The 25,430-nt window shown below is 68.0% G+C and carries 23 protein-coding genes; 10 read left to right on the top strand and 13 right to left on the bottom strand.

Annotation, left to right across the window (positions count from 1 at the left end; translation table 11 throughout):
• Nucleotides 1-8 precede the first annotated feature (8 nt).
• Nucleotides 9-1,385: a glycosyltransferase gene (locus ACT535_RS00560; protein ID WP_476362993.1), complete on the bottom strand. Its 1,377-nt coding sequence runs from the start codon at nucleotides 1,383-1,385 to the stop codon at nucleotides 9-11.
• Between the two features lie 529 nt (nucleotides 1,386-1,914).
• Here ACT535_RS00560 and ACT535_RS00555 point away from each other — a divergent pair.
• On the top strand, nucleotides 1,915-2,856 hold the full coding sequence (locus ACT535_RS00555) for an NAD(P)/FAD-dependent oxidoreductase (protein WP_476362992.1): 942 nt from the start codon (nucleotides 1,915-1,917) through the stop codon (nucleotides 2,854-2,856).
• A gap of 13 nt (nucleotides 2,857-2,869) precedes the next feature.
• Here ACT535_RS00555 and ACT535_RS00550 read toward each other — a convergent pair whose 3' ends face one another.
• Genes ACT535_RS00550 through ACT535_RS00540 form a run of 3 tightly spaced genes read right to left on the bottom strand, consistent with a single transcriptional unit; the run spans nucleotide 2,870 to nucleotide 5,468 of the window.
• Nucleotides 2,870-3,664: an ABC transporter ATP-binding protein gene (locus tag ACT535_RS00550; protein WP_476362991.1), complete on the bottom strand. Its 795-nt coding sequence runs from the start codon at nucleotides 3,662-3,664 to the stop codon at nucleotides 2,870-2,872.
• Nucleotides 3,665-3,666: 2 nt separating this feature from the next.
• Nucleotides 3,667-4,464, bottom strand: coding sequence for an ABC transporter permease (locus tag ACT535_RS00545; RefSeq protein ID WP_476362990.1), 798 nt, complete (start codon nucleotides 4,462-4,464; stop codon nucleotides 3,667-3,669).
• An 8-nt stretch (nucleotides 4,465-4,472) separates the two neighbouring features.
• Complete coding sequence (locus ACT535_RS00540) at nucleotides 4,473-5,468, bottom strand: ABC transporter substrate-binding protein (protein ID WP_476362989.1); 996 nt, start codon at nucleotides 5,466-5,468, stop codon at nucleotides 4,473-4,475.
• Nucleotides 5,469-5,774: 306 nt separating this feature from the next.
• Between ACT535_RS00540 and ACT535_RS00535 the strand changes: the two genes are divergently transcribed.
• The 4 genes from ACT535_RS00535 to ACT535_RS00520 all read left to right on the top strand — a co-directional run bounded on the left by ACT535_RS00535 (nucleotide 5,775) and on the right by ACT535_RS00520 (nucleotide 10,471).
• A complete protein-coding gene (locus tag ACT535_RS00535; protein WP_476362988.1) occupies nucleotides 5,775-6,623 on the top strand; it encodes an amino acid ABC transporter substrate-binding protein in 849 nt (282 codons plus the stop codon).
• A gap of 91 nt (nucleotides 6,624-6,714) precedes the next feature.
• Complete coding sequence (locus ACT535_RS00530) at nucleotides 6,715-8,103, top strand: ethanolamine ammonia-lyase subunit EutB (RefSeq protein ID WP_476362987.1); 1,389 nt, start codon at nucleotides 6,715-6,717, stop codon at nucleotides 8,101-8,103.
• Nucleotides 8,100-8,876: an ethanolamine ammonia-lyase subunit EutC gene (eutC, locus tag ACT535_RS00525; RefSeq protein ID WP_476362986.1), complete on the top strand. Its 777-nt coding sequence runs from the start codon at nucleotides 8,100-8,102 to the stop codon at nucleotides 8,874-8,876. The genes ACT535_RS00530 and eutC overlap by 4 nt, the downstream gene beginning before the upstream one ends.
• A 92-nt stretch (nucleotides 8,877-8,968) precedes the next feature.
• A complete protein-coding gene (locus tag ACT535_RS00520; protein ID WP_476362985.1) occupies nucleotides 8,969-10,471 on the top strand; it encodes an amino acid permease in 1,503 nt (500 codons plus the stop codon).
• 41 nt (nucleotides 10,472-10,512) lie between these two features.
• Here ACT535_RS00520 and ACT535_RS00515 read toward each other — a convergent pair whose 3' ends face one another.
• On the bottom strand, nucleotides 10,513-10,887 hold the full coding sequence (locus ACT535_RS00515; RefSeq protein ID WP_476362984.1) for a hypothetical protein: 375 nt from the start codon (nucleotides 10,885-10,887) through the stop codon (nucleotides 10,513-10,515).
• A 300-nt stretch (nucleotides 10,888-11,187) separates the two neighbouring features.
• Between ACT535_RS00515 and ACT535_RS00510 the strand changes: the two genes are divergently transcribed.
• From ACT535_RS00510 to ACT535_RS00495, 4 genes are all read left to right on the top strand, one after another.
• Nucleotides 11,188-11,547 (top strand): hypothetical protein, encoded by a 360-nt coding sequence (locus ACT535_RS00510; RefSeq protein ID WP_476362983.1) that lies wholly within the window; start codon nucleotides 11,188-11,190, stop codon nucleotides 11,545-11,547.
• Between the two features lie 174 nt (nucleotides 11,548-11,721).
• On the top strand, nucleotides 11,722-13,125 hold the full coding sequence (gene pabB, locus ACT535_RS00505) for an aminodeoxychorismate synthase component I (RefSeq protein WP_476362982.1): 1,404 nt from the start codon (nucleotides 11,722-11,724) through the stop codon (nucleotides 13,123-13,125).
• The gene (locus tag ACT535_RS00500) at nucleotides 13,122-13,913 is read left to right on the top strand and encodes an aminotransferase class IV (protein WP_476362981.1); all 792 of its coding nucleotides are present in this window, start codon (nucleotides 13,122-13,124) and stop codon (nucleotides 13,911-13,913) included. Before pabB ends, ACT535_RS00500 begins: the two co-directional genes overlap by 4 nt.
• A gap of 24 nt (nucleotides 13,914-13,937) precedes the next feature.
• Entirely contained in the window at nucleotides 13,938-14,492 is a 555-nt protein-coding gene (locus ACT535_RS00495) for a GNAT family N-acetyltransferase (RefSeq protein ID WP_476362980.1), read from the top strand.
• Here ACT535_RS00495 and ACT535_RS00490 read toward each other — a convergent pair.
• The 4 genes from ACT535_RS00490 to crtY are packed head-to-tail and all read right to left on the bottom strand — an operon-like array spanning nucleotide 14,467 to nucleotide 19,341.
• Nucleotides 14,467-15,732: a glycosyltransferase gene (locus ACT535_RS00490; RefSeq protein WP_476362979.1), complete on the bottom strand. Its 1,266-nt coding sequence runs from the start codon at nucleotides 15,730-15,732 to the stop codon at nucleotides 14,467-14,469. The two genes, ACT535_RS00495 and ACT535_RS00490, sit on opposite strands and share 26 nt — an antisense overlap.
• On the bottom strand, nucleotides 15,729-16,670 hold the full coding sequence (locus tag ACT535_RS00485) for a phytoene/squalene synthase family protein (RefSeq protein ID WP_476362978.1): 942 nt from the start codon (nucleotides 16,668-16,670) through the stop codon (nucleotides 15,729-15,731). Before ACT535_RS00485 ends, ACT535_RS00490 begins: the two co-directional genes overlap by 4 nt.
• Entirely contained in the window at nucleotides 16,667-18,184 is a 1,518-nt protein-coding gene (locus tag ACT535_RS00480) for a phytoene desaturase (protein WP_476362977.1), read from the bottom strand. Before ACT535_RS00480 ends, ACT535_RS00485 begins: the two co-directional genes overlap by 4 nt.
• Nucleotides 18,184-19,341: a lycopene beta-cyclase CrtY gene (crtY, locus tag ACT535_RS00475; RefSeq protein ID WP_476362976.1), complete on the bottom strand. Its 1,158-nt coding sequence runs from the start codon at nucleotides 19,339-19,341 to the stop codon at nucleotides 18,184-18,186. The genes ACT535_RS00480 and crtY overlap by 1 nt, the downstream gene beginning before the upstream one ends.
• Nucleotides 19,342-19,569: 228 nt before the next feature.
• Between crtY and ACT535_RS00470 the strand changes: the two genes are divergently transcribed.
• Nucleotides 19,570-19,977, top strand: a complete 408-nt coding sequence (locus tag ACT535_RS00470) for a DUF983 domain-containing protein (protein WP_168456673.1) — start codon at nucleotides 19,570-19,572, stop codon at nucleotides 19,975-19,977.
• Nucleotides 19,978-19,998: 21 nt separating this feature from the next.
• Here ACT535_RS00470 and ACT535_RS00465 read toward each other — a convergent pair whose 3' ends face one another.
• The 4 genes from ACT535_RS00465 to ACT535_RS00450 all read right to left on the bottom strand — a co-directional run bounded on the left by ACT535_RS00465 (nucleotide 19,999) and on the right by ACT535_RS00450 (nucleotide 24,550).
• The gene (locus ACT535_RS00465; protein WP_476362975.1) at nucleotides 19,999-21,405 is read right to left on the bottom strand and encodes a TRAP transporter large permease; all 1,407 of its coding nucleotides are present in this window, start codon (nucleotides 21,403-21,405) and stop codon (nucleotides 19,999-20,001) included.
• Nucleotides 21,406-21,408: 3 nt separating this feature from the next.
• The gene (locus tag ACT535_RS00460) at nucleotides 21,409-21,990 is read right to left on the bottom strand and encodes a TRAP transporter small permease (protein ID WP_476327006.1); all 582 of its coding nucleotides are present in this window, start codon (nucleotides 21,988-21,990) and stop codon (nucleotides 21,409-21,411) included.
• A 213-nt stretch (nucleotides 21,991-22,203) separates the two neighbouring features.
• On the bottom strand, nucleotides 22,204-23,205 hold the full coding sequence (locus tag ACT535_RS00455; RefSeq protein ID WP_476362974.1) for a sialic acid TRAP transporter substrate-binding protein SiaP: 1,002 nt from the start codon (nucleotides 23,203-23,205) through the stop codon (nucleotides 22,204-22,206).
• A 193-nt stretch (nucleotides 23,206-23,398) separates the two neighbouring features.
• Nucleotides 23,399-24,550, bottom strand: a complete 1,152-nt coding sequence (locus ACT535_RS00450; protein WP_476362973.1) for an N-acetylmuramoyl-L-alanine amidase — start codon at nucleotides 24,548-24,550, stop codon at nucleotides 23,399-23,401.
• Between the last annotated feature and the right edge of the window lie 880 nt (nucleotides 24,551-25,430).

Here is a 25,430-nt window from a genome sequence, read left to right as displayed (position 1 = left end):
CGGCATCGTCAAACGGGAACCGGGATCGCACCGGCCGGCACGGCGCCGAAGGCCCGGTAGAAGGCGAGAAGATCGAGCGCCATGTCGCGCTCGCTCCGGTCGTAGGTGGTTGTCCGGCTGAGGGTCGCGGCGAGGTCGGGAACATCCACGAAACGCTGCAGCACCGTGGCCAACGCTTCCGCGTCGCCCCGAGGAAAGGAGAAGCCGTTGACTCCCTCCTCGATGAACTCGGTCATGCCCGGCACATCGGAAACGACCACGGGTGTGTGGGTGGCGAGGGCTTTCAGCAGGGTCAGGGGCGCGTTCTCGAACCAAGTGGAAGGCATGACCAGCACGTCCACTTCGGCGAGCAGTCCAGACATCTCACCTTCCGCGAAGGTGCCACGGAAACGCGCCGGCAAGGGCGGGACGGTCTGCGTCGCCACCGCGCGCAGATCCCGCGCATAGGCCGGCGACAGGCTCTCCGATCCCCAGATATCGACGGTAAAGGCATCGCGCGGCAACGCGCGCAACGCCTGCAGGAGCAGGTGCGGGCCTTTGTGATAGGCGAGCTGGCCGATGAAGCCGAAGCGCACCGGCCGTCCGGACGCGGCGGGCTTGGGCGCACGATCAATCTCGACGCCGAAGGGCGAGCGGAAGAGGGGCGGCCCGGCCCCATGCGCATCGAACAGTTCGGCGAGGAAGGCGCTGGGCGCGAACGCCGCCCGGCAGTGGGCCAGAGCAACGCGCAGAACGCGGGCCCGGTCGCGGACCGCCCGCGCGTCGCGTCCGAGGTCCAACGGCAGCACGGGCGCCAGGGCGGCGGCTGTCGCGGCGGCGACAGAGCGCACGGACGGCTGCGCCAGAACCCGCCAGAACGCGTTCGGCCGCTCCCCCGCCCGGGCGAGCAGCCCGCAGGACAGGCAGTTGCTCCGGCTGGCGTTCGGCCCGTTACAGAGCCCGCCGTCGGGCAGCTCCAGCCGCGTGGTGAGGCACAGATTGAAGAAATCGGTCAGCGTCGCGAAGGTCGGGATCCCCAGCCGCGCCGTCACGTGCGGCAGGGCGGCGGTGAAATTGGCGAGGTGGCAGATATGCACCACGTCCGGTGCGAGCGTGCGCAGGATGCGTTCGAGGAGCGGGGCGAGGCCGGGATGATCGTAGTCCTCGCGGGCCGTGCGGGACGGGGTCCGGTTGCGGTCAATCCGCACCACCGGGATGCCCTCGATCTCGTAGCGCTCGATCTCCTCCGCCTGTTCCGGCTCGCCGACCGCCCGGGCGGTCACGACAGTGGGCGCGTGCCCCAAGGCCTTGAACTGGCGCGCCAGAGCGAGCGTGTAGGCCTCGGTGCCGTAGACGTGGTCCGGATAGAAAGCGTGCACGAACAGGGCGACTCGCAGCGGCCGCATGGAGAATCTCGGAACGCCCTTCGGCACGCCACGCATCGAATCCCAATCCTCGTGACTTGCGATGCCAGCTCATGGATTACCCTGCGTTGTGAGTAGCGCGCAACCGACGCCGGCAATATGGCGCATTGACGATACGGGCAAATGCCGCAACCAAAAGTAGCATCAGAACCCGTTTTGTTGCATTGCAGACCGGCCAGGTGCGAGCAAATGCAAGTCTTGCAACGGGTGCGCGGGCTACACCCGCAGCCACATGCTGCGCGCTCCTGGTGGAGATTCGATCGCGAAGTGTTCGATATGGCGCGCCATGTTTCGGGCGTCCCGTTTCCCATTGGCGTGCGCGCCGACAGGGGGCTCCGGCACGCCTGTTGCCGATTCCAGCCACCAGGCCGAGCCGGATAGGGAAGCGACCCGCTCGCGCCGGGAGCTTCAGCCCGGCTGAGCCGATGCCCCCTTTCTAGCCGCCGGCGAAAGCCTCGCATAAGCTGGTCGCGGGCGCCGTCGCAGGATGGCAGCAGGGATCGGCGGTGGCATGTTCGATGCGGTGATTATCGGCGGCGGTCCGGCCGGGGCGTCCTGCGCGCTCTGGCTGAAAATGCTCGGCTTCCGTCCCTGCATCGTCGAGCGCCGGCCGGTGCTCGGGGGGCTCGGTAACGACAATCCCTACCCCAATCAGTGGATCGCGCCCATCCGCGACAAGACCGGCATCGAGATTGCCGCGGAGGTGGACCGGCACATGCGCGACCACGACATCGTCTGCCGCACCGGCGAGGCGGTGACGGAGCTGGAGGTGGTGCCCGGCGGCTTCCGCATCACCACCGCCACGGGGGAGGTGGTGATGGGACGGGCCTGCGTCCTCGCCACCGGCGTGCGGCCGGTGAAGGGCGGCTTCACCGCGTCCGAGCACGTCATCATCGGGCCCGGCCAGACCCTGTTCAACGCCGATTTCGAGGGCCGCTCGGTCGCCATCCTCGGGGGCGGGGACAACGCTTTCGAGAACTACATCTTCGTGCGCAAGCGCGGTGCCGCCCGCGTCACCCTGTTCGCCCGTACCATCCGCGCGCGGCGCGAGTTCCTGGAGAAGGTGCCGCCCGCGGACGTCCGCATCGGCCCCTATCCGGTGCAGCCCGACGTGCCGGCGGTGGCGGGCGAGCAGTTCGATCGCTTCCTCGTGCTGTATGGCTGGGAGCCCTATCTGCCCTACGCCCGGCATCTGGGACTTGCGCGCGATGCCCGCGGATTTGTCGAGACCAGCCTCGATTGCGAGACCTCGATTCCCAATCTCTACGCCATCGGCGAGATCGCGCAGCGCATGCACCCCTGCTGCGTGACATCCATGGCCGACGGCGTGGTCGCGGCCAAGGCCATCCAGCGCACGCTGGAGCAGGACGCCATCGCTCGCTTCGCCGAGCGCGTTCGCCGCGCCGCCGCCGATGCGGTGCCGACTTCCGTCCGCCCGCCGCGCATCACTTAGGGACGTGACCTTTTCAAAGAGAGGCCGCCCCGCCCCTTCCCGCCAGGGAGAGCCGATCGCGCCCACCGGGGAATGCCAGGGTAGTCGCCCCCGGCGGGGCGAGGGCGGCGGCCACCTCGGGCCGGCGCAGCAATGCGGCGGACGCCTCATAGGCCGCCCCGACCGACGCGAGCATGGGCGTCTGTTCAACGTTCGCGACGATGCGGGCGGGGCGCGGGGAGAAGACCACGATCCGGTCGGCCAGACGCACCGCTTCGGTCACGTCGTGGGTGACGAACAGCACTCCCGCGCCCGCCCCTTCCACCTCGGCCCGCAGCAGCGCCTGGAGATCGTGGCGCAGACCGACGTCCAGGGCGGAGAACGGCTCGTCCATCAGCACGAGATCCGGTGAAAGGGCGAAGGCCCGGGCGATGGCGACCCGCTGCAGCATCCCGCCCGAGAGCTGGGCGGGGCGCTTGTCCAGGTCCAGCGTCGAGAAGCCGAGGCGCATCAGGATGGCCTCCGCGACAGCGCGGCGCTCCGCCTTGCCTACGCCGGCCGCCTTGAGACCGAAGGCGGCGTTGTCGCGCGCATTGGCCCATGGCAGCAGCCGTGGGTCCTGGAAGACCATGGCCACGCGGCGGAATGCGTTTTCCACCCGTCCGGCGGTGGCCGGCTCGACCCCGGCGGCGATGCGCAGCAGGCTGGTCTTGCCGCAGCCGGAGGGGCCGAGCAGCACCACGAGTTCGCCCGCGGCGACATGAAGATCGATGCCGGCGATGATGTCGGCCTCGCCGAACCGGAGCCGCAGACCGCTCAGGGAGAGCATGCTCATGCCTCCGCAGAGACGGGTGTCTGATGCCCTCTCCCCGCCCTTGGACGCCGCAACGGCGCGAGGAGCAGCGCATCGGCGGCGATCAGTACCGCCACGGCGAGGACGATCCACGCCATGGTTTCCGGTAGATCGAAATGGGCGCGTGCGGTGGCAATGCCGCCGCCCACCCCGTCCGCGCCGCTCAACACTTCCGCCATGACCGCCACCTTGAAGGAGAAGGCGAGCGCGGTGGCGACGGCCGGGATGAGGAAGTCCGCCAGTGCCGGCAGGACGAGATCGGTCAGCCGCATCAGCGCGGGCGCCCGATAGAGCTGCGCCATCTCGGCGAGCGCCCGGTCGCGGCTCCGCACGCCCTGCAACGTGGCGATGAAGAGGATGGGCGCGGCGGTAATCGCCACCGTGAACGTTGCCGCAGCGCCGCCCGGCCCGAACCAGAGCAGCGCCAGCACCACCCAGGCGATGGGCGGCGTGCCGAGAAGCGCGGTGAACACGGGATAGGATATGGCCCCGACCGGCAGCGCGAGCCCGCCGGCGACGCCCAGAAGGAAGCCGGCCGCGCCTCCCGCGGCGCACCCGGCCAGGGCGTGTACCAGCGTCGCCAGCAGCGCCGGCCCTGCCTTTCCGGTGGCGATGAGCCGGGCGACGGCCTCGCCCGTTTCGGCAAGGCTCGGCAGCACGAACGGCCCGAAGGCCACGGCCCCCCACTGCCAGGCCCCGGCCAGCAGTGCGAGCCCCGCCGCACCCCAGGCGAGGCTCTGGAACGGAGCGGAGAGCGCGGGCGGATTGGGGCCCATGGAAGCCGTCAGAAGTCGAGATAGAAGCTGTCGGGGGGTAGCTTCCCGGCCAGCGCATCCGGCTGGAAGGACAGCAGCGTCTCGTAGAAAGCGACAAGGCCGGGCTTCAGCTTCGCTGCGGGTTCGGCCACCACGTTGAAATGGGAGAGCGCGCTGGCGAGAATGGGCGCCTTCATGTCCATCTTCTCCTCGCCCAGTTGGCCGGCCGCAGCGGGATCAGCCAGCACCCAGTCGCGCGCGCCCGGCAGGCCAGCGGCCATGGCCTTCAGAAGTTCCGGGCTCTCCTCGATCAGCCGCTCATGCACGGCGATGCCGGCCATGGGCAGGCCGAGGCCGCCATGCTGCTTTTTCCAGTCGTCCTGAAGGCTGATGGCGCGGTTGAGCGTGCGGCCCTCCTTCTTCGCCATCATGATGGCGGCGGTGGCTGGCGGCTCGGAGAGGATGGCCGTGGTGGCGCGCCCGGCGGCGAGCATCTGCGCCGCCTCCATGGGGGTGCGCACATAAGTGATCGTCATGTCCTTGTCCGGGTCCATGCCATAGCCCTTGGCGATGGAGCGGAAGACGAGGTCGGGCATGTCGTTCTTGAAGAAGCCCACCAGTTCCTTGCCGGCGAGGTCCTTGAACGAGGTGATGCCCGCGTCGGACGAGATGACGAACAGATGGCCCATGGAGAGGATGGCGAACAGCTTCAACGGCAGGCCGCGATTGGCGAGGTTCGCCGGCACATGGGTCGGTGTCGTGAACAGGCTGGTGCGGCCCGAGACGATGGCGGCGCGCAGTTCGTCCGTGTCGCGCCACAGGCGGAAGGTGGCGTCGGGCGCGCTCGCGCCGAAGGCACCGGACTGGAGCAGGCGCAACAGGACGATGGTCGAGCCGTTCGGCGCGCCGAGGATCTCCAGCCCCTTCGCTGGGGCCGCCAGCGCCGAGCCCCGCGGGGCCAATGCGCCAGCTGTTGCGCCGGCCATGGCACCCAGAATGCGGCGCCGGTTGAGCAATATCGTCATGTCCAATCCTGCCATCAAAGCCAGCGGGAGCCGGAAAAGCTATATCCGTAGCAATATAACAATTTCGCATCGCCTCAAAGGCAAGGCAGCTGCGGCGGAACGGCCCGACGATCGGCACAAGATGCGAAGGGTTGCTTTCGCGCCACTATGCGCGCCGGCCTTTCGCTGCACGCGCGGAAGTCCTTGGCCGCGCCCCGCGAGCCGGGCAAGATCAGCGCAAACGGACCGCGGGAGGCGGCGGACAAGGGGGCGTGGATGTTTGAGGTGATCGGGACGGGGCACAGCGCCAGCATCAGGACTGGAGGCATGCGGACAGCACTGTTCGTCGCTGGTCTCACCGCCCTCCTCCTCGCACTGGGCGCGCCGGCCGGCGCACAGACGCTGGATCGCCTGGCGAAGGGCGATCCCTTCCGCATCGGCTATCGCCAGTTCGCCCCGCCCTATTCCTATGCCGCCAGCAATGGCCAGCCCTCCGGATATATCGTCGATCTCTGCCGCGAGGTGGCGGATGCGCTCAAGCGCGCGCTCAAGCTGCCCAACATGCCGGTAGACTATGTGAAGGTCTCGGCCGAGGACCGCTTCGAGGCGGTCCGCGACGGGCGCATCGACATCCTGTGCGAGCCCACCTCCATGACCATGTCGCGGCGGGCGCTGGTGGATTTCTCGCTCCCGACCTTCCTGGATGGCGCAGGCGTGGTCACGCGCGGGCCGGCAGTGAAGGGACTGGAAGAGCTGCGGGCCAAGAAGGTGGGCGTGCTCAAGGGCACCACGACCGAAGAGACGCTGCGCTCGACCCTCGCGCAGATGGGCATCGCCGCCACCATCGTCACCGTCACCGACCACCCGGACGGGTTGAAGCAGCTGTCCGAGGGCAAGCTCGACGCCTATTTCGGCGACCGCGGCATCCTCAACTATCTCATCGCCAACACGCCGTTCGGCAGCCGCCTGAGCCTTTCGGACCAGTATTTCACCTTCGAGACCTATGCGCTGGGCCTGCCGCGCGGCGACCAGGCGTTCCGCCTGCTGGTGGACACCACCCTCGCCGACCTCTACCGGACTGACCGCATCCGCGACATCTATGCCAAGAGTTTCGGCAAGTTCCCGCCGGACCAGTTCCTGAACGCGCTGTTCGTCATCAACGGCGTGCCGAAATAGACAGGCGTTTTCCTCGAAGGCATATTTGTTGCTTATCGCTGACGAATGAGGTCGCGGCAGATGCGCCGCGTCCGCCCGATCGGAGCGCGCCATGGCTCATGTCCATCGCATCGGAGCGAAGTCCTTCGTCTTCTCCGACCTCAAGGACCTGATGGCCAAGGCGACGCCGCCGCGCTCGGGCGACATGCTCGCCGGCATCGCCGCCGCCACGGCCGAGGAGAATGTGGCGGCGCGCATGTGCCTCGCCGACCTGCCCTTGAAGACCTTTCTCGCCGAGCCGCTGGTTCCCTATGAGGGGGACGAGGTGACGCGGCTCATCCTCGACAGCCACGACGGCGCGGCCTTCGCACCGGTCTCGGCCATGACGGTGGGCGATTTCCGCGATTTCCTGCTCTCCCCCGCGGCGACGCCCGAGGTTCTGACGGGCCTCGCCCCCGGCCTGATGCCGGAGATGGCGGCGGCGGTCTCCAAGATCATGCGCAACCAGGATCTCATCCTCGCCGCCCGCAAGTGCCGGGTGGTGACGCGCTTCCGCAATACCATCGGCCTGCCCGGCACCATGGCGGTGCGGCTCCAGCCCAACCATCCGACCGACGACGCAGCCGGCGTCTCCGCCGCCATTCTGGACGGCCTGCTCTATGGCTGCGGCGATGCGGTGATCGGCATCAACCCCGCCTCCGACAGCGTGCCGGTGATCGACCGCCTGCTGAAGCTGATGGACGAGATCATCTCGCGCTTCGAGATTCCCACCCAGAGCTGCGTGCTGACCCACATCACCACCGCCATCGCGCTGATGGATCGCGGTGCGCCGGTGGACCTCGTGTTCCAGTCCATCGCCGGCACGGAGGGGGCGAACCGCTCCTTCGGCATCGACCTGAAACTGCTCGCCGAGGGCACCGATGCGGCCCGATCGCTCAAGCGCGGCACGGTGGGGCAAAACGCCATGTATTTCGAGACCGGACAGGGTTCGGCCCTCTCCGCTGGCGCGCACCATGGCGTCGACCAGCAGACGCTGGAGGCGCGCGCCTATGGCGTCGCCCGCGCCTTCGATCCGCTGCTGGTGAACACGGTGGTGGGCTTCATCGGCCCGGAATATCTCTATGACGGCAAGCAGATCATCCGTGCCGGGCTGGAGGATCATTTCTGCGGCAAGCTGCTCGGCGTGCCGCTTGGGGTGGACGTCTGCTACACCAACCATGCCGAGGCCGATCAGGACGACATGGACACGCTGCTGACCTTGCTCGGGGCGGCGGGCGTCACCTACATCATGGGCATTCCCGGCGCCGACGACGTGATGCTGAACTACCAGTCCACGTCCTTCCACGATGCGCTCTACATCCGCGAGGTGCTGGGGCTGAAGCGCGCGCCGGAGTTCGAGGCGTGGCTGGAGAAGATGGACATCACCGGCACGGACGGGCGCCTGCTACCCGCCGACGCCCGCCATCCGCTCCTCGGCTATGTGGCGGAGCGCGCGGCATGATCGCGCGTGATCCCTGGTCGAAGCTCGCCCGCCACACCCCGGCCCGCATCGCCCTGGGCCGCACCGGCGCGAGCCTGCCCACCGAGGAGGTGCTGCGCTTCGCCCTCGCCCATGCGCAGGCGCGCGATGCAGTTCACACGCCCTTCGACGCGGATCGAGTGGAAGAAGAGGTGCGCGGCCTCGGCTTTTCCACCCTGCGGGCGGAAAGCGCGGCGCCGGCGCGCGATGTCTATCTCCGCCGGCCGGACCTCGGCCGCCGCCTCTCCGACGACAGCCGTGCCCGCCTCGCGCAGGCGGCGAGCGAGCCTGTGGACCTTGCGCTGGTGGTGGCCGACGGCCTCTCCTCGGCCGCCGTTCACGCCCACACGCTCCCCTTCCTCGCGGCGTTGAAGGCGCGCATCACGGACGCCGGCTGGACCACCGCACCGGTGGTCATCGCCTCGCAGGCGCGGGTCGCGCTCGGCGACGAGGTGGGCCACCTGCTGAAGGCGCGCGCCGTGGCGCTGCTGGTGGGCGAGCGGCCCGGCCTCTCCTCTCCGGACAGCCTTGGCCTCTACCTCACCTACAATCCCAAGCCCGGCCGATCGGACGCGGAGCGCAATTGCATCTCAAACGTGCGCCCTGAGGGTCTTGCCTACGATCTGGCCGCCTTCAAGCTCGCGTGGCACATTCGCGAGGCATTCGCGAGGCAGCTCACGGGCGTCGAATTGAAGGATGAAAGCGATCTGCTGCTCGAAACCGGCCTGCCGCCTCTACGTCTCGGCGCAAGCTGACGGTTTTTGTCGGCACCCTTAGGGAATGGCAACAAAGTTGCCTGTAGGGCAAGCGCGCCGGACCTTACTCTGGTGCTATCGGAGGGCTGGGCATGGCCGAAGGCAGCAAATCCGGCGTTACCTACACCACGGTTGATGTTTCCTATTTCGAGCAGCGGGCCCTGAAGCGGCACGCGCGCGTCTGGTCGCTCTGGGCGCTGGGCGTCGGGGCGGTGATCTCCGGCCATTTCTCGGGCTGGAACCTCGGCATTGCCTCAGGCGGCTGGGGCGGCATGTTCATCGCGGCGGTCATCATCGCCATCATGTATCTCGGCCTCACCTTCTCCATCGCCGAAATGTCGCCGGCCCTGCCCCACACCGGCGCAGCCTATTCCTTCGCGCGCACCACCATGGGCCCTTGGGGCGGCTTCGTCACCGGCCTCTGCGAGAACGTGGAATACGTCATCACCCCGGCGGTGGTGGTGTCCTTCATCGGCTCCTACATGGGCTCCATCTTCGGCACGCCACCGGCGTTCCAGCCGGTCTACTGGATCTTCGGCTACATCATCTTCGTGGGCCTCAACATCGCCGGTGTGGAACTCTCCTTCCGCGTCACGCTGGTGGTGACGCTGGCGGCGCTCGCCTGCCTCGTCGCCTTCTGGGTCAGCGCGCTTCCGGTGGCGAACTTCTCCCGCTGGGCGCTGAACATCGGCGTCGGGCCGGACGGCACGGCGGTGGAACTGCCCAATGGCGGCGGACCGTTCCTGCCCTTCGGCATCGGCGGCGCGCTCGCGGCCCTGCCGTTCGCCGTCTGGCTTTTCCTCGCCATCGAGCAATTGCCGCTGGCGGCGGAGGAATCGGTGGACCCGAAGACGGACATGCCCAAGGGCATCATGGCCGGCATGGCGACGCTCATCGTCTCCGCCTTCATGATCCTGTGGCTGAATTCGTCGGTGGCCAACGGCTCCTTCGGCCTCTCCACCTCGCTGGAGCCGCTGCTGGACGGCTTCAAGGCCATCTATGGCGACGGCCTCGCCAAGCTCCTCGCGGCGGTGGCGGTGATCGGGCTGATCGCCTCGTTCCACACCATCATCTATGCCCAGGGCCGGCAGATCTATTCGCTGTCGCGGGCCGGCTACTTCCCGCGCGGCCTGTCGGTGACCCATGGCGGACGCAAGACACCGCATGTGGCCATGGTGGCGGGCGCGCTGGTGGGCCTCGTCATCATGCTCGGCATCTGGTTCGCGCTGGGCGCGGAAGCGGGCGCGGCGGCCATCGGCGGCACGCTGCTGAACATGGCGGTGTTCGGCGCCATGCTCTCCTACGTGATGCAGGCCATCTCCTTCATCCTGATGCGCAAGAACATGCCGCACATCGAGCGGCCCTATAAGAGCCCGTTCGGCATCCCCGGCGCGGTGGCGACCATCGTGATCGCGATCGTCACCATCTGGTTCCAGCTCTCCGATCCCATCTACCGGAACGGCGTGATCGGCGTGGCCATCTGGTTCGCGGCGGGCATCGCCTATTTCGGCCTCTGGGGCCGGCACAAGCTGGTGCTTTCGCCGGAGGAGGAATTCGCCCTCTCCAAGGGCACGGCCGAATACAAGAGCTACTGAGCGGCGGCGGTCCGCCCCTGCGGGCGGACCGCATTTCCCGATCAGATCACCGAGACCACGCGGAAGGTGTGCATCTCGTCGTCCTCATGGACCGAGACATATTCCCCCACCTCGAACCGCTCGTCGCCGAAGCGGTAGCCGGCCTCGTCATCGTCCGTGCCGGAAATGTCATAGCGGAACGCCCAGGTGCCGCCGGGGCGGCGCACCAGATGGCCCACCTCGTCCGCCTCGTCCGGGCGGAACTTAACCACCCGGCAGCTGTCGCGATGCTTGGCCCACTCCGTCGCGTCGATGCGGCCGGCGGCGTCCAGGGGCGCCACGAAGCTGTAGCCGAAATTGCGGGCTCCGTCGGGATGTCCCTTTTCGCGGGCGAGCTCCATGCGGATCTGACGGAAGCCGTGCGGCAACTGGGTCATGCTTTTTGTCTCCCCGGCCTTCCGGCCTTTGGCCCCGTCCCGAGCGCAAACATCACGATGCGTTGACGGAAGCCTCTTTCACCCTCCGCCTCCCGGCGCGGCCATAGGCAGCGGGGCGGCGGAGTGCGATGATAATGTCGCCCTGAAGGGCGACGCGTGGAAATGTGATTTTCCCCGATCCGGCGTGCAAGGCATTTGACCTTCCGCAACGCCGAAGTCTCACATCCGTGAAACGGTAATTCTGATGGGCGCTGGGGGCTGCTTAGGTCCGGGGGTCATCGTCAGACGGGAGAAATGGACATGAACGACTCGGTGATGTTCCAGGGTCTCGCCCGCGCGCTGTCGCCCGCCACGCCGCCCATGGCATGGCCGGTTACCGCGTGGAAGAACCTGTTCTTCGACTGCCCGATCGCGGTCAGCACGCATCTGCAGCAGTTTGTCGGCCGGCAGATGCAGGAGCAGATGGATCTTCTCAACCAGCTTTCGCGCGAGCAGAACCCGTCGGCCTTCGTCACCCGCGAGGCGGCTTTCCTGCAGCAATCTGCCCTTGCCTGGAGCACCGAACTGGTCGCCGTGGGCGAGATCGTCCAGTCCAAGCTGCTGAACGCCACCCAGGCCGAGCAGCAGGACGGCGAGCCGCCGTTTGCACGGGCTGCGTGAAGCTCTCCACGTAAGCCGAAATGATCGCCTTCCCCCGGCCTGCCGGGGGAATTGGCGCGAGGATCACCAGGCCGTCTGTCGCCGCTGAGCCTGCGTCGTCTTCCCCGTCCGGATTGCCCCGGCGGCGCCATGGCGCCATGGTGGGACCGAAGCGTTCTGAATCGGTCGCCCCCTGTGCTTATCGTTGAAATCCCGTACCGCGACCCGTTCGCCGCGTTCCAGGCCTTCGCCGACGCTCCCCACTGCGCCTTTCTCGACAGCGCGGCGGAGGGCGACGTGCGGGCGCGCTGGTCCTATATCGGCGCGGATCCCTATGCCTTCATCACCTCCGGCGCGGACGGCGTCCGGCTGAACGGCGCCCTCGTGCCCGGAACGCCGTTCGACGTTTTGGCGCGCGCGCTCAATCCCGGCGACCTGCCGCCCTGCCTCGGCCCCTCCTCCGCCCCCGTGCCGTTCCTCGGCGGCGCCATGGGCTATCTCGGCTATGAGCTGGGCCGGCATCTGGAGCGCCTGCCGCCGCCCCGCCCCGCCGAACCGGCGGTGCCGGAAATGGCGATGGGCCTCTACGACGCCATCCTCGCCTTCGACGGGCTGGAAAAGCGTGCCTTCATCGTCTCGAACGGCCGGCCAGAATCCGGAGATGCGGCCGAGGCCCGCGCCCAGCACCGCGCGCAGGAGCTTTTCGACCGGCTCGCCACCGCGCCCGCTGCGGCGCCCGCTCCCGATTTCAGCCACACCGGCACGTTCGCGCCCGACCAGCCGCGGGCGGACGTGGAAGCGGAAGTCGCGCGGGTGATCGAATACATCCGTGCCGGCGACATCTTCCAGGCCAATCTCACCCACCAGATGCGGGCAAAGATGCCGGAAGGTCTCACGGACCTTGCCCTCTACACCCGCCTGCGCGCGCTCAGCCCCTCTCCCTTCGCCGCCTTCCTGCGTGCCGGCAAGAATCTCGCGGTGCTCTCCGCCTCGCCAGAGCGCTTCCTCTCGCTCACCTCCGACGGGCGGGTGGAGACGCGCCCCATCAAGGGCACCCGCCGCCGCAGCGCCGATCCCGCCGAGGACAAGGCGCTGGCCAACGCCCTCCTCGCTTCGGTGAAGGACCGGGCGGAAAACCTGATGATCGTGGACCTGATGCGCAACGATCTCTCGCGGGTCTCGCAGGTGGGCAGCGTGAAGGTGCCGGTGCTGTGCGGGCTGGAGACCTTCGCGAGCGTCCATCACCTCGTCTCGGTCATCGACAGCCGGCTGAAGCCCGGCCTCGGCCCGGTGGACCTCCTGAAGGCCTGCTTTCCCGGCGGCTCCATCACCGGCGCACCGAAGATCCGCGCCATGGAGATCATCCACGAGCTGGAGCCCTCCCCGCGCGGGGTCTATTGCGGCTCGGTGGCGTGGATCGGCTTCGACGGGGCGATGGATTCCTCCATCGTCATCCGCACCATCACCCGCTCCGGCGACACGCTGCTGACCCAGGCGGGCGGCGGGATCGTCGCCGATTCCGATCCGGCGGACGAATATGAGGAGAGCCTGGTGAAGCTCTCGCCCATGCTGCGCGCGCTCTCGGGAGAGGGCGCATGAAACTGTTCCTCGGCACCGCGCTGATGGAGGAGGCGGAGGCGGCCGTCTCGCCGTTCGATCGCGGCTTCACTCTGGGGGATGGGCTGTTCGAGACGCTGCGGGTGAAAGGCGGCCGCGTGCTCCGTGTCGAAGCGCATCTCGCCCGTCTCGCGGCCGGGGCCAAGGTGCTGGGGATGCCCCTGCCCTCTCTCAATCTTTCCGAAGCGCTGGCGCAGACCGCCGAAGCCAACGGCCTGTCGGAGGGCGTGCTCCGCCTCACCCTCACCCGCGGCACCGGCCCGCGTGGCGTGCTGCCACCGGCCGAGCCGAAGCCGACCCTCGTCATCACCGCCGCGCCGCTCGCACCGCCTCTGCCGCCCGCGCGCCTCGTCATCGCGCAGGGCACCCGCCGCAACGATCGCTCGCCGCTGGCGCAGGTGAAGTCGCTCAACTATCTCGACGGCATCCTCGCTCGGCAGGAAGCGGCGCGGCGGGGGGCGGATGACGCCATCCTGCTCAACACGCGCGACGGGGTGGCGGAGACATCCATCGCCAACCTGTTCGCCGTCATCGACGGCGCGCTGGTAACGCCACCCTTGTCCGAAGGCGTGCTCCCCGGCGTGATGCGGGCGAACGTGATCGCCGCCGGGGCGAAGGAACGGCGGCTGACGGCGGACGATCTCGCATCGGCCGAGGAAATCCTGCTCACCTCCGCGCTCGGCATCCGCACCGTCGCGACGTTGGCAGGCCGTCCCCTCCCCTCCACCGCGGCCGCCGACCGCCTGCGCGGCCTGATCGAGGGCGCATGAGGCGCCGGCCATGAGACAGCCGCCATGACCGCCCCGACGCTCACCACCGCACGCCTCACGCTGCGTCCCTGGCAGCCATTGGATCGCGAAGGCCTGTGGCGCATGCAGTCCGACCCGCGCACCATGGAATTTCTGATGCCGGTGCCCGACCGCGCCGCGAGCGATGCGGTGGCGGATCGCGCCGAAGCGCATTTCGCCCGCCACGGTTTCGGCCTGTGGGTGGTGGAGGCGCCCGGCGTTAGCGACTTCGCCGGCTATTGCGGGCTGGTGCATGTGCCCTACACCGAGCACTTCACGCCGGCCGTGGAGATCGGCTGGCGGTTCGATCCTGCCTTCTGGGGCCGCGGCTACGCCACCGAGGCGGCGCGGGCGGCGCTGGACTTCGGGTTTGAGCGGCTGGGGCTGGAGGAGATCGTGGCCATCACCGTGCCGGCGAACCTTCGCTCGCGGGCGGTGATGGCACGGCTCGGCATGGTGCGCGACGAGGGAGGGGATTTCGACCTGCCCTCTACGCCGCCGGACCATCCGTTGCGGCGGCAGGTGCTCTATCGACTCAGACGGTCACAAGCGCGGGCCTGACCACCGCCGCCTCGATGAGATCGGCGGCATCGGTCACGCCGCGCCCCTGCGCCATCTCGGCCGCGATGCGGCGCGCATTCTCCCGATAGCGCGGCTGTTCCAGCACGGCCCGCAGCGCCGTGGTGAGGCGCTTCTGGCTGGCGCGGCCGGCGGGCACCACCTCGGCAACGCCCGCATAGGCGAGGCGCGCGGCGGTGGCCGGCTGCTCGAAGGCGATGGGCATGGCGACGAGCGGCACACCCTCCGCCATGGCGTCGAGAACCGTGTTCATGCCGCAGTGGAGCACGGCCGCCGCGCAGCGCTTCAGAACCTCCTGCTGAGGCACGAACGCGCGCACTTCGGCGACGTCGCTCAGCCGCCCGGCCTCGCCCGGAGAGAGAAGCCCGCCATGGGCGATGAGGAGGCGCACGCCCACTTCCCGGGCCGCCAGCGCGACCTTGCGGAACAGATCGGCCCGCGCGCCCTGTATTGTGCCGAGCGAACAGAAGACGAGTGGCTTGTCCCCCACTTCCGGCAGCGGCGCCGTGGCGGCCGGGATTGCGGTGGCATCGCGCCAGGGGGAACCGTAATGGAAGGTGGCGGGCAGCTCGGTGCGGGGGAAATCCAGCCCCTTCGGCATCTGCGCTACCGTCAGTAGTGGCGAAAAGCCCCCGTCGGCGAACGGGTCGAGCCCGAAGGCTGCGCCGTGCCGCGTCAGCACCTTGCGCATGGACGACATGAGGAAATCAGTGACGCGGTAGCCACCCTTGTTGCGGACCAGCGCCTTTTCACCTTCCTCATAGGGCCAAGGTACGAACGGCGGCGGCACGCCGACCTCGCGGTTCAAGAGGAGCGCCGTCGCGGTCGAGATCACCGGCAGGCCGAGATGGCGCGCCACCAGCGTGCCGGCGGCCTCCGTCTGGTCTGCGATCACCGCCTCCGCGCCGATGTCGCGCAGCACGCCGGGCAGGTCGCGACACAGCATGTCCGTCTGCGCGGCGGTGGCCTTCAGCGTGCCGAGCAGGCCAAACAGTCCCGTGGGCTTGGCGAGACGGTTCACATAGGCGTCGAGGGCGCCGGCGGGATAATCCCGCGCGCCGACCGCCGCGAAGCCCGCGCCCTTCCCGCTCACCAGCCGAGCCGCATCCGCCATGTGGACGAAGGTGACGCGATGGCCGCGCGCACCCAGTTCGCGGGCGAGCACCAGCAAGGGGTTGTAGTGCCCCGGCAGCGGCGGGGCGACGACGGCGAAATGGGTCATCGCGGCCGCGTCCACAAATGCTTCGGGCGCGGCGGCTGAGGCCCGCTGCGGCGGGTGGAGAGGGCAAGGCCGATGCCCTGCATCAGGTAGCCGATCTTCTGCGCCTTGGTGGTGGAGACGCGCGCATCCCACGCTTGCGCCCCGCGCCGGCGCACCTCTGTTCCAATGGCGCGATAGACGCAGCGCGCCGCGCCCACGGCGGCGGCGGCGCGGAACGGCAGGGCGCCCATGCCGATCACCGCCTGCTCGTAATAGGGCTCCGCCACGTCCAGGAGGCGCGCGACGGCGGCGGCGACGGCGGCCCGGTGCTCCGACGCGACGATCTCCGCCTCGGGAACCCCTTCCATATCGAGGAAGGTGCCGGGCACATAGATGCGGCCGATGCCGGCATCCTCGATCACGTCGCGGGATATGTTGGTGAGCTGAAAGCCGAGGCCGAGATCGCTCGCCCGGTCCAGCACCACCTCGTCCCGCGCGCCCATGATCAGCGCCATCATCACCCCCACCACGCCGGCCACGTGGTAGCAGTAGGTGAGCGTATCATCGAGGGTGTCGTAGCGGCGGCCTTCCACATCCATGCGGAAGCCTTCGAGCAGATCGAGGGGGTGACGCTCTGGAATATCGTTGCGCCGGACCACTTCGGCGAAGGCGGCGAAGGCGGGGTGGGAGGACGGCACGCCCCGATAGGCCCGGCGCGTCTCCTCGAACAGGGCCTCCAGCCGCTCCGCCGGCGTCTGCGCGCTCGCGATGCGGCCGTGGCCCAGTTCCTGCCCATCCACCACATCGTCGCAGTGACGGCACCAGGCATAGAGCATCACCGCGTCCTCGCGCATGCGGGGCGCGAACAGGCGGGCGGCGGCGGCGAAGCTCTTGGAGCCCTTGGCGATGGCCTCCTCGCTCGCGCCCACAACATCCGGAGCGGCGTCCGTCCCGCTCATGCGGTGGACCGGGCGGCGATGCCGAGGTCTTCGAGGATGAGACCGGCCGTCGCCTTGGCCGATCCCACCACCCCGGGCACGCCCGCGCCCGGATGGGTGCCGGCGCCGGCGAAATAGAGGTTGGCGATCTTGTCGTCCCGGTTGTGCGGGCGGAACCAAGCCGACTGGGTGAGGATCGGCTCCACCGAGAAGGCCGAGCCGAGATGGGCGGAAAGCTCGTCCCTAAAGCCGAAGGGGGTGAGGATGCGCGTGGTCACGAGGCTGTCCTTCAGCCCCGGCAGCAGACGCTGCTCCAGATGGCCGAGGATGCGGTCGCGATATTTCGGCCCCTCCACCTCCCAGTCGATCTCCGCCTTGCCGAGATGCGGCACGGGGGAGAGCACGTAGAAGGCCGTGGAGCCCTCCGGCGCCAGCGATTTGTCCGTGACGGTGGGGGCGTGGAGATAGAGCGAGAAATCGTCCGGCAGGTGCGGGCCCTTGAAGATCTCGTTCACAAGGCCCCGATAGCGCGGGCCGAACAGCACGGTGTGGTGCTGGAGATGATCCCACGTCCGGTTGGCGCCGAAATAGATGACGAACAGCGACATGGAATGCCGCTTCTTCGCAAGCTTCGCGCCCTCCGCCTTTCCGCGCGCGCTGTTGCGCATGAGGTGGGCGTAGGTGTGCACCACGTCGGCGTTGGAGGCGACGAGATCGAACGGGAGCTTCTCGCCGCCCACGCGAACGCCCGTGGCCCGGTCGCCCTCCACCACGATCTCATCGACCTTGGCGGAGAGGTGGATGGTGCCGCCGAGGTCGGTGAACAGCTTGACCATGCCGCGCACCAGCGCGCCGGTGCCGCCGCGCGGGAAGAAGACGCCCCATTTGCGCTCCAGCGCATGGATGAGGGCGTAGATGGAGGAGGTGGAGAAGGGATTTCCCCCCACCAGCAGCGAGTGGAAGGAGAAGGCCTCGCGCAGGTGCTCGTCCTGGATGAAGCTCGACACCATGGAATAGACCGAACGCCACGCCTGGAGCTTCGCCAGCTGCGGCCCGGCCTTCATCATGTCCGAGAAATTCAGGAAGGGCACGGCGCCGAGCTTGAGGTAGCCCTCCTCGAACACCGCCTTGGAATACGCGAAGAAGCGCCGGTAGCCCTCCACGTCCGCCGGGTTGAAGGCGGCGATCTGGGCGTCGAGGGCGGTCTGCTCGTTCACATAGTCGAACTGGCGCCCGTCCGACCACAGCAGCCGGTAGAAGGGGGAGACCGAGATCAGGTCCACATAGTCGGAAAGCCGCCGGCCGGCCGCCTCATAAACCTCTTCGAGGCAGGAGGGGTCGGTGATGACCGTCGGCCCGCCGTCGAAGGTGAAGCCCTTGTCCTCATAGACATAGGCCCGGCCGCCGGGCTTGTCCCGCTGCTCGAAGATTGTCGTGGCGATGCCCGCCGCCTGCAGGCGGATGGCGAGGGCGAGCCCGCCGAAGCCGGACCCGATGACGGCGGCGCGGCGGGGGGACTTGGTGACGTCGAGCATTATCTGGGACCGATAGCGGATTTTGTCTCGGGCAGGCAGGAAAGTGCCTTCAGCACCGATACGGGCGGACGGCCCGTAAGGATGCGTGCCTTGTCCTTGAAGGTGAGGCGATCCCCGTAGAAGCGCTGGATCAGATCCTCGGGCAAGCGGTAAAAGCGCTCGAGGATGGCGTAGCGGCGATCCGGCGCGGCGGCGCGGAACAGCATGCGGTTGAGCAAACGGAAGAAACCGCGGCTTTCCCAGCGCTGGGCGGCGTGCTGGCGCACGAACGCGGAGATCGCGGGGCCTGACAGATCCGGAAGTTCGCTCACGAGGTCGGCAAGCTCCAGCGCGTCCGGCAGGGAATAGCCGGTGGTGGGGTGGAACAGCGCGGCGCGCAGGCCGACCCGGGCGACACCCTGAGGCGCCTCGGCCAGGAACGCGCTGATGTCGCCGCCCAGCGCGATGGGCAGGATGCCCTCCTCCTCCCGCACCACATGGTCGATCTCCCAGCCCTGCGCGGCGGCATAGGCGGCGATGCGACGGCGCAGGCTGTCGATGGGCAGCTCGGCACCGCTGGAATAATAGGTGTCCTCGATCAACAGCGTCTGCGGGTCCAGCGGCAGCACATAGACGAAGCGATAGCCGTCGATCTGCTCGACCCGCGCGTCCATGATGAAAGGCCTGTGCAGGCCGTGCGGACGGGTGAGCTGCACCTCCTGGCCGAGGAACTTCTGGAAGCCGAGGTCGAGATGGCGCGACGAGACCGGGCCCCGGCCGTCGATGACCGCGCCCGCGTCGATGCGCTCGCCACCGGCCAGGACCACATGATCGGCCGCCACATGGGCCACCTTGGCGTTGAGGCGGATGGAGGGGTTGAGGCGTTCGTGCATCACCTGCGACAGCCGCTCGGAGGTGATGGTGCCGTAATGGCCCTTGAGAATGCGGGAATAGGCCGGGAAGTGCACGTCGTGCCCCATCCACACATGGGCGCGGAAGGGGCTGAGGAAGGCGTGCTGCATGCGGCCGAAATCGCTGGAATGATAGGACCAGCTGTGGTTGCCGCCCACGCTTTCGCCGGCCTCCAGCAGCAGCACACGAACCCGGCTGCGCCGCTCGGCGATGCGGGCGGCGATCAGGCAATTGGCGAGCCCGGCACCGACGAATACGATATCCATGCCCGCCCCGTTCCCCTGGGTTGCGCCTCCTTGAAGCCGAATAGCTGTCGGCCGCACGCCTGTCACCCCCTGCGTCAGGATGGATGCGGCCTGGTGCCGCTGCGACTCGCTCTCACTTGCGAGTGGCGCCGCCGAGACTTACCTCAACGGAGCACACTGCGCCGGCGAACAATCGCCCGACCCGCGTGACGCCGGCAGGCACCTGCCCGACCCGGCCCGGGAGACATCATGAACGAAGAACATTGGCCGCGTCTCTCGCCCCTTTCGACGGGCGTGAGGGGCCGCTGCCCCCGCTGCGGCGAGGGCCACCTCTTCAACGGCTTCCTGACGATTGCCCCGTCCTGCGAAGTCTGCGGGCTGGACTATTCCTTCGCCGATCCGGCGGACGGCCCGGCCTTCTTCGTCATGTGCTTCGCCTGCGTGCCGGCGGTGTTGTTCGCCATCTGGCTGGAGGTGGCCTTCCAGGCGCCCTACTGGGTTCACCTCGTGACCACGCTGCCCCTGCTGCTGCTCACCTGCATCCCGCCGCTGCGGCCGTTGAAGGGCTGGCTGGTGGCAAGCCAATACTATTACAAGGCCGAGGAAGGCCGCCGCGTGATTACCCCGTCCGCCCCCGAGGGACGGACGGGCGCCTGATCCTCCTGAGCGTCCCCTGCCTCAGCGTCCCAGCCCCATGGCGTGGGGCAGCCAGAGGGTGAGGCCGGGGATGTAGGTGATCGCCAGCAGAGCGATCATCAGCGGCACCAGCCACGGCAGGATGGCGATGGTGGTGCGCTCCACCGAGAGCTTCGCCACCCGCGCCAGCACGAACAGCACCATGCCGAGCGGCGGGTGCAAAAGCCCGATCATCAGGTTCAGCGTCATGATGAGCCCGAAGTGGATCGGGTCGATGCCGAGCTTGAGCACGATGGGCAAAAGGATCGGCACCAGGATCGTGATCGCCGCGATGGTGTCGATGAAGCAGCCCACGAACAGGATGAGCAGGTTCGCCAGCGCCAGGAACACCCATTTGTTCTGGGTGAAGCCGAGGATGGCGTCCGACAGCATCTGCGCCGCCTGGCTCGCGGTGAGCAGCCACGCGAAGATGGACGCCGCGGTGACGATGAACAGCACCGAGGCCGTCGTCTCGATGGTGTCGAAGGTCGCTTTCGCCAGCGTCTTCAGCGTCATGGAGCGGTAGCGCACGAGGCCGAGGAACAGGGACCAGATCACTGCCGCCACCGCCGCCTCGGTCGGCGTGAACCAGCCGAGCGTCATGCCGCCGATCAGGATCACCGGCGTCATCAGCGCCATAACGGCGGAAAAATCGAAATACCAGTCGAGCGCCACGAGCACCGCGAGGGCGATGAGCACGGCCTGGTTGGTGGAAAGCCCAACCGCCATCATCACATAGACCGCTGCCGGGAAGGCCAGCACGATCACCACCTCGACGCCGGCCGAGAGCAGCCGCCCCCAGTTGAAGGCGGCATCCGAGCCCCAGCCGTTGCGGCGGGCGAAATAGGCGACCGTCGCCATCATCAGCAGCGTCATCACCGCGCCGGGCACCACCCCGCCCAGGAAGAGCGCGCCGATGGAGACGTTGGCCAGCATCCCGTAGATGACGAAGGGCAGGCTCGGCGGGATGATCGGCCCGAGCGTCGCCGAGGCAGCGGTGACGCCCACCGAGAATTCGGTGGAATAGCCATGGTCCTTCATGGCCTTGATCTCGATGGTGCCGAGCCCGGCCGCATCAGCGATGGCGGTGCCGGACATGCCGGAGAAGATCACCGAGCCGATGATGTTCACCTGCCCCAAACCGCCGCGCATCCAGCCCACCAGCGCCACCGCGAAGGCATAGATGCGCCCGGTGACGCCGGCGATGTTCATGAGGTTGCCGGCCAGGATGAAGAACGGCACCGCGAGCAGCGGAAAGCTCTCCACGCCGGCGATCATGCGCTGGGCGATGACCACGTCGGGCACCGAGCCGGTGACGAGAATGTAGACCAGCGATGCCCCGGCCATGGCGATGGCTACCGGCACGCCGCAAAGCATGAGGAAGAGGAACCCGCCGATGAGCAGCCACATGGCTCAGTCCCCCTTGTGATCGAAAGTGCCCTCGAACGCCTCGGGGCGTTCGAGCACGCTGTAGCCGCGGCGGATGTTGCCGATGGCGACCTGGACCGAGCGGATCAGCATCATCACGAAGCCGAACAGGACCGCGTAGTAGACGACGCTCTTCGGCGCATCGACCATCACCATGGGCTCATCACCGACGAGGGCGATGTAGCGTACGAGCAGCCACACGCCGTAGGCGATGAAGCCGGTGCGCACGAGGTCCACGAACAGCGAGAGCACGTGCCCGGCCGGTGCCGGCAGGAAGCGGTAGATGAGGTCCACCTGGATGTGCCGGGAGAGCCGCACGCACATCGCCGCGCCGATGAACACCACCGCCACGAGGCAATAGGTGGCGAGTTCCTCGGTCCAGGAGAAGCTGTCGTTCAGCACGTAGCGGGTGAAGAACTGGGTGAAAACCAGCCCCGCCATGATCCAGAAGATCGCCAGGGTAATCCAGTCCTCGAAGGCGTAGCCGGAGAGGTCCACCTCCTCCTGCTGCTCGAACGTATGGGCGAGTTCCTCGCCGGTGACGCGGGTGTGGACTTCTTGGGCCATGAAGGGGTCCGGGCTGGGGAGGATGCACGAATGGATCGGAAGAGACACGGTCTTCCGGTCGTCATCCCCCGGCTTGTCCGGGGGATCCACGTCTCGGCGAAAGCTGAGCCTCAGGCCCGAGAACCGACCGAGCGGCGGCGTGGATGCCCCGGACAAGCCGGGGCATGACGAACCTGGAAGGGGATGGTGACGCGAGAGCGCCCCCGCCCCGCCTTACATGTTGCTCTTGATGGCCTGGATCCGGTCCCAGTCGGCCTTGCGATAGCCGAAGCTCTCGAAAGTGATGTTCTTCATCACCGTGTCGCGGAAGTCGGCCGTGTCCACCTCGACCACGGTGAGGCCCTTCTGCTTGAAGATGTCGAGCAGTTCCTTCTCCCGCTGCGCCACCTCGGCCGTGGCCTTGGCGGCCGCCTCCTGGGTGACCTCGGTGAAGATCTTCTGGTCCTCGGGTGAGAGCTTCTTCCACAGGCTGCCGGAGATGATGGTGTTGAGATGGTCCACGATGTGGCCCGTCAGCACGATGTTCTTCTGCACCTCATAGAATTTCTTCGCCTCGATGGTGGTGAGCGGGTTCTCCTGGGCGTCCACCGTGCCGTTCTGGAGCGCGAGATAGACCTCGGCAAAGGCGATGGGGGTGATGTTGGCGCCGCAGGCCTTCGGCATGGCGAGATAGGCGGGCGCATCCGGCACGCGGATCTTGAGGCCCTTCATCTCCGCGCAGGTCTTGAACGGCTTGTTGGAGGTGGACTGGCGCACGCCGTAATAGGTCACGGCGACGATGTGGTTGCCGGTCTTGTCCTCATAGCCCTTGGCGAGGTCCTTGAAGACGTCGCTCTTGGCATAAGCGAGCAGGTGGTCTGCGTCGCGGAAGGTATAGGGATAGTAGGTCACGCCGATGGGCGGATAGGCCTTTCCGGCAAAGCTCGAGCCGGAGATGATCATGTCCACGGTACCGAGCGTCAGGCCCTGGTTGATATCGCTCTCCTTGCCGAGCTGCGAGGAGGGATAGACATCGATCTGGTAACGCCCGTTGGTGCGCTTGGCGATTTCGCCGGCCGCCCACACAGAGGCTGTGTGGAAAGGCTCGGACGGCTCGTAGACATGCGCCCACTTGAGCTTGGTCTGGGCGCTGGCTGGCCCGCCGAAGGTGATGGCAGCCGCAAGGGCAAGAGGCAGGGCTAGCGCGGCCGCAAGGCCACGGCGACGGTCGATCATCAAATTCCTCCCACACGGAATGCGGCGTCTTTGTCCGCTTGGTGCGATGCGGCGTGTTCCGGCCGGCTAAATCGTTTTGATCCGCAGCCGGATGCCGCTCTGCCCATGGTACTCGGTCCAAAGCGCGGGGCAAGGCTCATGTCGACATGAGTCACACTTGCGCGCCTGACGTGTGCAGGAATCTGGCGCCCGTCTAGCGGGCCGGAGTGGATGCGCCCTCCCCCGCCACCTCATGCCCCCCGCTTCCCTTCTGCGTGAAGAACTGCGTGACACCGGTGGCGATGGCTCCGGCCATGCGGTCGCGGCCGGCTTCGGAGGTGAGCTGTTTCAGATCGTCGGGGCTCGACATGTAGCCGAGTTCCACCAGCACCGACGGCACGTCATGGGCACGCAGCACGCGGAAACCGGCGGATTTGAGCGGCGTTCCGTGGAGCCGCGTCGCGCCCTTCATGCTGCCGACCAGGGTGCGGGCAAACAGGGCGGAGAAATTGCGCGTCTCCCGCCAGGCGAGATCTACAAGGATGCCGGCAACCTCGTCGGTCTCGTCGGAGAGATCGACGCCGGCGATGAGGTCCGCCTTGTTCTCCTTGTCGGCGAGATGGGCCGACTCCGCATCGCTGGCCGTCTCCGACAGAGTGTAGACGCTGGCACCGCGCGCTCTGCCGTCGCCGCGGGCGAGCGCGTCCGCATGGATGGAAATGAACAGGTCTGCTCGGTTGGCGCGGGCGATACGGACCCGCTCGCCAAGAGGGATGAAGGTATCGTTGGAGCGGGTCAGCACCACGCGATATCCGCCGGCTTTCTCCAGCCGGTCGCGCAGTGCGAGGGCGGTTTCCAGCACGATGGTCTTCTCGACGAAGGCCGAATAGCCCGACGTGCCGGAATCGATCCCGCCATGGCCGGGATCGATGACGATGACCGGCCGCGTGTCGCCGGCCTGCGGCGTTTCGACGGGCGTCGCCGGTAGCGCGGTGCGCTGCTCGGCCTCGGTGGCGATGGAGCGGGCGAACGCGTCCGGGTCGGCCTTGACCAGATCGACCACCAGACGGGCGGGCTGGTCGTCCACCGCGTCCAGCACGAACGCCTTGTCGATGGCGACCGGGCCGGACACCTCCAGAACCATGCGCGCCTTGCCCGGCGCAAAGACGCCGAATCGGTAGGCCGTCACCAGTCCCCGGCGCAACTGGCTCGCTTCCGGCTTCAGGGCAAAGGTCACGTCGGAAAGATCGAGAATCACCCGAGGCGGGCTGGCCAGCGTAAAGGCGCGGAAAGACGGGGCACGGTCGAGATCGACGACGAGGCGCGTGCGCTTCGCGTCCCCGGCAAGGCGCGCCTCCCGCGCCACAGCCGGTGCGCCCGTTTCCCCCTGTGCCCGAGCAGGCCCCGTTCCAAACGCCGAAAAAACGAACAAGAGCAGGAAAGCGGCAATTCGGGCCGTCATCCGCAGGCGGCCGGACGTATCGAGAACGGACAAGGCGGCGGGGCCGGGCCGGCGTCGCATCATCGAAATCTCACCCTCATGCTGGTCCGCTTCGGCGTGCTTCCAGAGCGGGCCACAGGAGAGGGGCAGGCATAAGGCGGCGGGTGTAAACGAGCCGTTGACGGAGCGTTATAGCCGTCCGGCGCGAGGTTCGGGACGCATGATCCTTGCCAAGCGGGAAGTCGGGCGGGTAAGAAGGGGACCGTACACAGTTCGCGTTCCGGAACAGGCTCTTCGGCCCCGGTTGCCGCGGCTGCCGCTGGGCGTGTCGGGAATTCAGGCGGGTCGCCGCGCATGCGACAGCCCGGAATCAAGGCATCCCCAATTGCCGATGGCGGCACCCTCAGGGACGAACCCCCGTCACCGAGGACCCTTTCAGCAAGCGCCCCAGCGGCGCGGGCGGCATGCCTCGAAACCAGCTTCGCCGATGGTCCGCGAGGGGACGATCTGGGGAATCGGGCGAGTGTGTACCGTGGCCGGAACGAGGCGCCCGCCTCCGCCCCGGCCTGAACCCTTCATCGAGGAGCGGGTAGCCGAGGGCATGGAATTTTTTCCGCACGACATGCGCGCTGAGCGCGCTTCCGTGTGCCCCGCCCCCGAGCGTGCGAGCGACGCGCTTGGGCGTACCTGCGCCTCCCCTTCTTCCTCACGTCATCACATCCGGCGCCAGAACGGCGTCGCGGCAGCGCCCGAAGGGGTCGAGCCGCGGCCGTCGCGGAGCATTGCTCCCGGCGCCGTGAAGAGA

The organism is Xanthobacter sp. DMC12 (assembly GCF_056314105.1).
This window is presented reverse-complemented; position numbering and strand designations above follow the sequence as displayed.